Annotated in this window: 7 protein-coding genes; 4 read left to right on the top strand and 3 right to left on the bottom strand. The window is 69.7% G+C overall.

What is annotated here, in order from left to right:
* Window positions 1-34 precede the first annotated feature (34 nt).
* The 3 genes from ABEA26_RS30675 to ABEA26_RS30665 all read left to right on the top strand — a co-directional run bounded on the left by ABEA26_RS30675 (window position 35) and on the right by ABEA26_RS30665 (window position 3,058).
* Entirely contained in the window at window positions 35-541 is a 507-nt protein-coding gene (locus ABEA26_RS30675) for a DUF4334 domain-containing protein (protein ID WP_345596664.1), read from the top strand.
* Window positions 538-1,629 (top strand): NAD(P)-dependent alcohol dehydrogenase, encoded by a 1,092-nt coding sequence (locus ABEA26_RS30670; protein ID WP_345596662.1) that lies wholly within the window; start codon window positions 538-540, stop codon window positions 1,627-1,629. Before ABEA26_RS30675 ends, ABEA26_RS30670 begins: the two co-directional genes overlap by 4 nt.
* Window positions 1,630-1,894: 265 nt before the next feature.
* Entirely contained in the window at window positions 1,895-3,058 is a 1,164-nt protein-coding gene (locus ABEA26_RS30665) for a TetR/AcrR family transcriptional regulator (RefSeq protein ID WP_345596660.1), read from the top strand.
* 127 nt (window positions 3,059-3,185) lie between these two features.
* Here the strand turns inward: ABEA26_RS30665 and ABEA26_RS30660 are convergent, their stop codons facing one another.
* Complete coding sequence (locus tag ABEA26_RS30660) at window positions 3,186-4,394, bottom strand: oxygenase MpaB family protein (RefSeq protein ID WP_345596658.1); 1,209 nt, start codon at window positions 4,392-4,394, stop codon at window positions 3,186-3,188.
* A gap of 595 nt (window positions 4,395-4,989) precedes the next feature.
* On the opposite strand from ABEA26_RS30660, the gene ABEA26_RS30655 reads away from it, so the two are divergent.
* Window positions 4,990-6,087 carry a vWA domain-containing protein gene (locus tag ABEA26_RS30655; RefSeq protein ID WP_345596656.1) on the top strand — a complete coding sequence of 366 codons (1,098 nt, stop codon included), beginning with the start codon at window positions 4,990-4,992 and terminating at the stop codon, window positions 6,085-6,087.
* Between the two features lie 221 nt (window positions 6,088-6,308).
* Here ABEA26_RS30655 and ABEA26_RS30650 read toward each other — a convergent pair whose 3' ends face one another.
* Both ABEA26_RS30650 and ABEA26_RS30645 read right to left on the bottom strand, forming a co-directional pair.
* The gene (locus ABEA26_RS30650; RefSeq protein WP_345596677.1) at window positions 6,309-6,728 is read right to left on the bottom strand and encodes a cold-shock protein; all 420 of its coding nucleotides are present in this window, start codon (window positions 6,726-6,728) and stop codon (window positions 6,309-6,311) included.
* A gap of 148 nt (window positions 6,729-6,876) precedes the next feature.
* Window positions 6,877-8,723, bottom strand: a 1,847-nt coding sequence (locus ABEA26_RS30645) for an alpha/beta fold hydrolase (RefSeq protein WP_345596654.1), incomplete at its 5' end; no start/stop codon positions are given.

Here is an 8,723-nt window from a genome sequence, read left to right as displayed (position 1 = left end):
CACCGCTTTTGGAGCATCGACGAGAGGACACCGTATGAACCCGCTAGAGGCCCGCACCCGCTTCCAGGCACTCCGTGAGACGAAAGGCCTGGTCGAGGCCGCCGAACTGGACTTTGTCTGGACCCAGTTGGACACCGTGCGGCCCGAGGAGATCCTCGGCGAGTGGAAAGGCGGCGAGTTCGACACCGGCCACCCGCTCAACGGCGAGCTGGCGAAGGCCGGCTGGTACGGCAAGACGTTCGCCTCCGTGCACGACGCCAAGCCGTTGATCTGCCGGAACGGCGAGGGCGAGCTGTACTCCAACCTCGAGCTCGGCAAGGGCGAGGCCAGCCTGTGGACCGTCGAGTTCCGCGGCGAGTCGACGGCCACGATGGTCTACGACGGCCGGCCCGTCCTCGACCACTTCAAGCGGGTGGACGACACCACCCTCATGGGCATCATGAACGCCAAGGGCGTCCCTGCCGACGGCCCCTTCTACTACTTCTTCCTCGAGCGCACCGGGGCCGTCCTCGGGGAGCAGCGGTCCGGAGAGGGCGCGTGAGGCGCGTCCGCGCCGCGGTCACCCGGGAGCCGGGCGCACCGTTCGCCCTGCGGGACGTGGAGCTGGAGGACCCGCGGCCGCGTGAGGTGCTGGTCAGGATGAGGGCGGTCGGGGTGTGTCACACAGACCTGGGGATCCAGGCAACCTGGCCCCGGCAGCTCACCCCCATGGTCTTCGGCCACGAGGGCGCCGGCCGGGTCGAGGCGGTGGGCGCGGAGGTGAAGGGCCTCGCGCCGGGAGATCCCGTCTGCCTCACGTTCGCCAGCTGCGGCGCGTGCCCGCAGTGCGTGGCGGGCCATCCGGCGTACTGCGACTCGGCACGGGACCTGAACCTCTCCGGCGGACGCGGCGACGGCACCACCACGCTCCGTCTCGACGGCGCCCCTCTGCACGGCGGCTTCTTCGGTCAGTCCAGCTTCGCCACCTACGCCGTCGTCCACCAACGCGGAGTGGTCAAGGTGCCTGCCGGCCTGCCCGACACGGTCACCGCGCCACTGGGCTGCGGCGGGCAGACGGGCGCGGGGACCGTACTCAACCGGTTGCGACCCGAGCCGGGGACCTCACTCGTGGTCCTCGGGGCCGGCGGGGTCGGGCTGAGCGCGCTGATGGCCGCGGTGGCCGTGGGCTGCGACCCGGTGGTGGCCGTCGACCCGGTCGCCTCCCGGCGGGCCCTGGCCGTCGAACTCGGCGCCCGGGCGGCCCTGCCGCCGGGTGACGAGCTGGTGCAGGCGCTGCGCGACCTCACCGGTGGCGGAGCTCACCATGTCGTGGACACCACGGGCCGGCCGGAGATGCTCCACCGTGCCGTCGCGGCACTGCGCCCGCGTGGCGAACTGGCCTTCCTCGGCCTCGGCGGCGAGGTGACGTTCGACATGATGCGCCTGATGACCAAGGGGGTCCGCGTGCACGGGGTGATGGAGGGCGACTCCGACCCCGGCCGCTTCATCCCCGAGCTGATCGACCTGCACCGGCGCGGCCTCTTCCCGGTGGAGCGGCTGATCACCACGTTCCCCTTCGAGGAGATCGGCACCGCCGTGGCCGCCATGCGCGACAAAAGCGCGGTCAAGCCGGTCCTCACCTTCACCTGAACCCGGCAGCCCCGGGCCGGGCCCCACGCACCGGTCCCGGGCGTCGCACCGGTCGCAGCGGTCACATCGGTCGCGGGCGTCACATCGGTCACGGGCGTCACACCGGTCCTGGCCGACGCACAGTCCCGGCAGCCTCACCAGTACCGGCAGAAAGTGATGCTGGATTCACGCCCCGTGCGGTCCCCGCAGGGAAAGCCCGGGCCCTGTCGGCCACGTGTGATTGACTGATCCGCATGGTCCCGCCTCCCCATCCGCCCGTCCAACCGTGACCGCCGACCCGACCACGGCCACTCGGCCGCGCAATCGCAAGCAGCTCATCGTCGAGGCGGCAGGCCGGGTCTTCAGCGAGCGCGGCTATCACAGGGCGTCCATGGAGGAGATCGCCGCCGGCGTGGGAATCACCGCGGCCGCCCTCTACCGCCACTTCCCGAACAAGTACGCGCTCTTCGCCGAGTGCGCCGACGTCATGGCCGACGGACTGGTCGCCGCGCTCGACGAGGTACCGCCCGAGGCCCCTCTGTCGGACATACTCACGGCCGTCACCCGGGTCACCGTGGCGCATCGCGCGTCGGGCGGCGTGTACCGGTGGGAGGCCCGGTACCTCAATCGTGAGGACCGCCGGCATCTCAGGGCGAAGTTCAGGCAACTCGTCGGGCGGGTAGACGAGGCGGTGCAGCGTGAGCGCCCCCTGCCCGACGAGCGGCTGCGGGCCGTGGCGGCCCTCGGTGCGATCGGCTCCGTCACGATGCACCACACCTCGATCGCCGGGCGCCGGGCCGAAAACCTGCTGTCGGCAGCCGCGCTGCGCGTGGCCGCCACCGATCCCGCCGTGGTCCACGAGGGCGCACGGCCGGTCGAGCTGCCCACCCAGCCGGTGCCGCGCACCCGGCGTGCTCAGATCCTCGCGGCCGCCATCCCGCTGTTCGCCCGGGACGGATTCGCCAACGTAACGAACGGACAGATCGCGCGGGCGGTGGGACTGACACCGTCGGCGCTCTATCGTCACTATCCCGGCAAGGTCGACATCCTGGCCGCGGCGTGCCTCCAGGCGGCGGGTCTGCTGGCCCAGTGGGTGGAGCAGAGTCTTCACGAGGCGGCCGGCCCGCGCGAGTCCGTCGTCGCGCTGGCGGCGACGTACGTGGCCTACAGCTTCGAGTACACCGCGCTCAACAGCGTTGCCGAGGCCGAGTTGGCTGGTCTGCCGGCGGACCTGCGGCGGCCCCTGGTCCTCGCCCAGCGGGAACACATCGCCGTCTGGGAGCAGCAGTTGCGGCTGGCCCGTTCGGAGCTGGACCCGCGTCAGGCCCGGGTGCTGGTGCACGCCGGGTTCGGCGTGGTGGTCGAGGCCGGACGCAGACTGCGGTGGCGGGACGGCCACGACCACCGTGACGCCGTGACCGCTCTGGTGGTGGGTGCCCTGGGCCTTTGAACGGGCGTCGGAGGCGGGCGGGCGACGGTCCACCGCGCCGTGTGGTGCCTCGGGGCGAGGACACCCGGGTGCCCGTCCCTCGACGCGTCTGCCGCGGGACGGGCACCTGTGGAAGGGGGCGGGTGGCTCAGCCGGTCGGCCTGTTCCCGGTGGGGATCGTGATGGGGGTGGTGGTCCCCGAGGAGCCCTTGTTGAGGAACAGCATGGCCAGAGCGCGCACGAACTGGTCCATCATGTAGAAGGTGCCGGGCATGATGGGCGAGAGCCCCTCGCGGAACTTGATGTACGTCGGCCATGCGGTGCGGACCAGGGCCGCTGCCACGTAGTCGCGTCGCAGTCCCAGCCAGTCGCCGACCTCGTCGCTGAGGACGTAGCGCACGAACTCGTTCTGGAAGCCACGAGTGACGCCGAGGTCGACCTGCGCGGTCAGACTGAGCAGTTCCTCGGCCAGCTTGATGCCCTCGGTCGTCGGGGCGAGGATCGGGGTGAGCACCTGCTTCGACTGCGCCTGTGCGGCCGCCCAGGTCTTGGGAATGTACTCGTCCGGCACACCGAGCAGGTGAAGCGCGACCTGCCAGGAGTGCAGGAACGCCTCCTGGTCCTCGGCCGGGAACGGGATCTTCCACTCGATCAGCTTGCTGTGTACGTAGGTTCCCAGACTGTGGAAGGTGACCAGGATGTCGGCGGCACTGATCGGGATGTCCTGGTCGGCGCCCGACTTCCACTGCTGCAACTGCGGCAGCAGGTGACGCACCGCGGCATGCACCAGCCGGGTCTTGTTGGCGGTGACGATGAACTGTCCTGTCGGCTCGAAGGCCCTCAGCTCGGACAGGTCGTAGCCGAACGTGAACGTCTTGGCCGCGCGGTCCTGCATGTCGGCGCCGCCCGCCGACCAGTAGACGCTTCTGGCCTCGCGCGGGATCACGGTGCTCATGATGCCGCTGCCGAGGCCGTACAGCATGAACAGGTAGGTGTCCCTGCGCCGGTTGAAGTCCGCGGCGCGGGTCAGCTTGGCGCGGTCGGCCCAGGAGGGCAGCCTGTTGACCTGTCGCAGATGCGCGGTGAGTTCGGCCGGGAAGCCGCTGGGCAGCGGGTCGCCGTTGTTCACCCAACCTGCCATCGCGCTGTTGACCGACGGAACCTGTCCGTTCTTGAGCAGCGCGGCCATCAGAGGGTCCGTCGCGCTGTCCCAGACGTACTCCGGGTCGGCACCCGTGCCGGTGCCGGCCACCGAGTCCGCCGCCGGCCACGCCCATGCCTTGGCGCTGTCCGCCACGCTCACGAGCCCGAGCGCGACACCGAGCGACAGGACTCCTCGCCTGCTGAGATTCTCCATTGACTTACCCGCTTCTTCCCTGAGGCCGGAGGGCGCTCTGCGTCTTTCTCCCGACATGTCAGTTGAGCGACCACCACGCTTCGAGTCATGCAGAGCGATGTGATTTCCCGTTAACATAGCGACCCGTGTCAACGTCGGCAATGGGGATGACCGAGGGTCCTTCGGCGACACCGGTGCTCGGTCGCACGCCGGGGAATCCCGCATGCCCAGGGCCGGGCCCCGCCGAGGCCACGTGTCCGGCCGTGCCGGCCAGTCGTGCGGCGGCGTCGACGATCGGCTTCGGGCGAGGGCTGTCGGATGCCGTGAGGGGGCCGCGACCGGCCACACCACGCATTGTCAGTGGTGCTCCGTAGAGTGGAACCATCATCCGAACGGACCGGATTTCGGATCGGGTTGCGCGACCCGTGACTGCGGCATCCACCGACGGAAGAGGGCGTTTCGTGGCTCTCGTGGCGACCGTTCGTCACCGACCCGCGCCGACGCTCGACGACTTGGACAGGCTGAGAAGCCAACCGACAGGACTTCACCAGGAAGCCGGGTCTCCGCAGGGCACCACCGCGGTCCCACGGGGAACGAACAGAAGGGGATTGACGCGATGAGCACCACGGTAAAGGACCGGCTCAAGAAGCATTTCGTGAACCACGTCGCTCTCGTCATCGACAAGTCCGGCTCGATGAGAGGGCACTCGGAGCAGCTCATCCGGGTGGTGGACGAATTCGTGAAGGGGCTGGAGGAGGAGTCGGACAGACTCGGCCATGAGACCCGGATCAGTCTCTACGCCTTCGACCACCTGGTCGAGAACCTGGTGTGGGACATGGACGTGAAACACCTGCCGTCCATGCGGGGCCTGTACACCGTCGAGAACGGCGCGACGGCGCTCATCCAGGCGTCGGTGAAGGCACTCGACGACCTCGGCCACATATGGGAGGAGTACGGCGAGCACAGCTTCCTCCAGGTCGTCGTCACCGACGGGGAGGAGAACGCCTCCGGCGCGGACCGGACCGGCTCGCGCCACGACCACCTGCCCGACGGCCGCGCCGTCCTGGACACATGGCGAGGCAGGATCGCCGACAAGCTGAACGGCCTGCCGGAGCACTGGACGTCGGCCATCATGGTGCCCAACTCCCTGGCCAAGCGCACCGCTCAGCAGTACGGCTTCCCGACCGGCAACATCTCGATCTGGGACGCCGACTCGGATCAGGGCGTCGAAGAGGCGATCGGCGCCGTCAAGATGGCCGCCACGAGATTCCTGCGGGACCGTGAGCAGGGGGTGCGCGGAACCAGGAACCTCTTCTCGATGGGCCAGGACCTCAGCACGGCCGACGTGAAGTCCAGCCTTCAGGCCCTTGACGCCGGCAAGTACGTGCTGATCCCCGTGGACCAGCAGACGTCGATCCGCGATTTCGTCACCAGCGCCGGGCACCCGTACAAGACCGGCTGTGCCTTCTACGAGCTCTCCAAGCGCGAGAAGATCCAGGCCAAGAAGAAGATCGCCGTGGCGGAGAAGGACCCCGCCACCGGCCGGACGACCGGAAAGGTGTTCACCGGCCCTGCCGCCCGGCAGCTCCTGGGCCTGCCGGAGACGGAGGTCACGGTGACCCCCGGAAGCAACGCGGCATACACCGTGTTCGTCCAGTCCACCTCGGTCAACCGGAAACTGGTCACCGGCACCAAGCTGCTGGTTCTCCTGTAGCGGAGGGCCCCAGCCTCGGGCTCGATGACGGTACCCGGGATCAGCGACTTCCGCCTCGCTCCCCGGCCAGGCTGCCCGCCGCCGCGCTCGCGGTGCGGAGCGCGGTCCGGGGCGCTCGATCTGCCCCGCTGACCGGGGCCGTCTGCAACGGGTGTGCCCGGCGGGGACTCCCCCGCCGGGCAGACGACGGCCGGTGCCTACGGACCGTCAGCTCCTGCCGCTCAGCTCTGCGCCCAGCCGTGGCTGCTGCCGAGCTGCACCAACTGCTGCCGGAGCTGTTTGATCTGCTCGCCCGTCAGCCACGGGGCCGTACCCAGCAGCAGTTCGGTCACCTCGTACGTGTACTCCGCGACGCTCAGCACGTCACAGCTGCGTTCCTCACCGTCCTCGGTCCTGACGGTGGACGCCTGGATCGACGGAGGAACCTGCGGCCGCGACCTCTCGGAGAGCCGGACGGACGACGCCTTCGGCCCGCGTTCCCCCTCCTCGATCTCGAACTCGACCAGCGCCCCGGAGTGCACGGCGGATTCCGGGATCAGCAGATCATTGGCGTGCAGGAACACATCCTCTCCGCCGTGCTCCGGGGCGATGAACCCGTAGCCTCGTATGCCGTCGAAACGAACAACCTTGCCAGCAACCATCTCAACCCCACCCATGTTTCCTCCAGGGCTCCTTGCCTCTGCCATTTGTGCCAAAACCTGGTCTCCGAACCGCTCGTCGCGCCGGGCAGGGCCGAGCTCCGTGGCCGGCCCCCGCCCGTTGCGTCTTATCGGCTTACGTCAGCCTCAGTCAGCCTTCCTCTCCGAGGAGATCACCGGCGACCCAGCGCTGGATCACCTCCATCGTGGTCCCCGCGTGCTCGTCCATCATCGAGAAGTGGTGGCCCGGCACATCGACCACCGAGTGCGGGAACTTCCACCGCGGGCGCCAGTCGTCGTCCTCCGGCACCCCTGCCAGCGGCTCGGCGGCCCGCACCAGGAGCGTCGGTGCCGCGGTCTCCACGAGCTCCCACTCCAGGTCGTAGTACCGGCCCATCGCGGTCAGCCAGGCGTCGCCCCAGCGATCGTCCGAGTCCTGTTCGGGCCGGAGGTTGCGGTCGAGCAGCATGTCGAACAGCTGCGTCCCCATCTCATCCGTGATGCCGTCCTCGAAGTTGTACGTGTCGACGGCCACGACGCCCAGCACCGGAATTCCGCTCTCTTCGAGGTGCCGGGCAACCGCGTTGGCGATGAGGCCGCCCGCCGAGTGTCCGAGGAGCAGGAAGGGCGCACCGTCCGCACACCGCAGCGCCGCGTCGGCCTGCACCTCGATCAGCGCCTCAACGGTCTTCGGCAGCACCTCGCCCTTCAGGAATCCCGGCTGCGGGACAGCGGTTACGTCCAGTTCGCCGCGCACCGGTGCGACAAAGCGGGTGAACTGGTACGGGCTGGACTTCCCGGTGAACGGCGGGAAGCAGATCAGGTGCGGCGACCGGGTCTCCGCGCGGTCCGCGGAACCGTCCGCCGGACCGCCCCTGGACAGCCGGACCGGCTGCGGCAGAGTGCCCCGTTCGGCGAGCTCGGACAGCGAGGTGAACGACGGGCGGAACCGCGACACCTCCTTCATCAGGCCGACGAACTGGGGGTACTGGTTCCTGGCGCACGCCTCGCGGAACATGCCGACCAGACCTTCGGCGGACGCCGCGGGCGGATCCTCGGTCATCCCGGCCATCCCGGTCGCAACGGCCCTCTCGACCCTCCCGTCCATCCCGGCGGGCTCGGTTCCCCTATCCGCTTCGGACGACAGCCGTGTGCCCAGGTACCTGGCGAGTTCCTCCGACACCGGGTGGTCGAATACGACGGCGCCCGACAGACTGATGCCCAGCGCGAAGGCGAGGCGGTTGCGTAGTTCCACCGCGGTCAGGGAGTCGAAGCCCAGTTCGCTGAACGGCCTGTCGCTCTCCAATGAAACGGTATCGGCGTACCCGAGCACCGCAGCGACCTGCCCCCGTACCGCTTCCAGCAGGGCCCGGTCACGGGCGTCTCCGGCGAGCCCGGCGAGGCTCCGCGCCAGCGACCCGCGTGCCGATTCGCCCTCGCCCTCAGCCGCCCGGCGCAGCGGCCGGCGCACCAGGCCCCGGAAGAGCGGGTGCAGCGCTCCGGAGTCCGCCAGCCGACGCAGGTCGCCGAGGCTCAGCCGCACCGGCACCAGCAGCGCCTGTCCATCCGCCAACGCGGCGTCGAACAGGGCCAGTCCGACCTCGTCGGACATCGGCGCGATGCCCGAGCGCGTCATACGGGCCACGTCCCGCTCGGCCAGGTGGCCGGTCATGCCGCTGGACCGCTCCCAGTAGCCCCATGCGAGGGACTGTCCCGCCAGTCCTGCCGCCCGACGTGCCTGGGCCAGCGCGTCCAGGTAGGTGTTGGCCGCCGCGTAATCGGCCTGTCCCGCGCCGCCCAGGATTCCCGCAGCGGCGGAGAACAGCACGAAGAGGGAAAGATCATGGTTCCGCGTCAGCTCGTGAAGGTTGATCGCGCCGGTCACCTTCGGCCGCAGGACTTCCGCCACCCGCTCCGGGGTGAGGTCCGTGACCACGCCATCGGCCAGAACACCCGCCGCGTGCACCACACCGGTCAACGGACGTTCCGCGGGAATCG

Origin of the sequence: Streptomyces marokkonensis (assembly GCF_039539045.1) — a bacterium.
In the GTDB taxonomy this organism is placed as follows: domain Bacteria; phylum Actinomycetota; class Actinomycetes; order Streptomycetales; family Streptomycetaceae; genus Streptomyces; species Streptomyces marokkonensis.
The sequence above is the reverse complement of the archived record's forward strand: the minus strand, read 5'-3'. Positions and strand labels throughout refer to the sequence as shown.

What these genes read in the sequence shown, in the direction of transcription:
- ABEA26_RS30660 (WP_345596658.1), bottom strand. Translation starts at nt 4,394, where the DNA reads ATGGAGAATCTCAGCAGGCGAGGAGTCCTGTCGCTCGGTGTCGCGCTC.
- ABEA26_RS30675 (WP_345596664.1), top strand. Translation starts at nt 35, where the DNA reads ATGAACCCGCTAGAGGCCCGCACCCGCTTCCAGGCACTCCGTGAGACG.
- ABEA26_RS30650 (WP_345596677.1), bottom strand. Translation starts at nt 6,728, where the DNA reads ATGGTTGCTGGCAAGGTTGTTCGTTTCGACGGCATACGAGGCTACGGG.
- ABEA26_RS30655 (WP_345596656.1), top strand. Translation starts at nt 4,990, where the DNA reads ATGAGCACCACGGTAAAGGACCGGCTCAAGAAGCATTTCGTGAACCAC.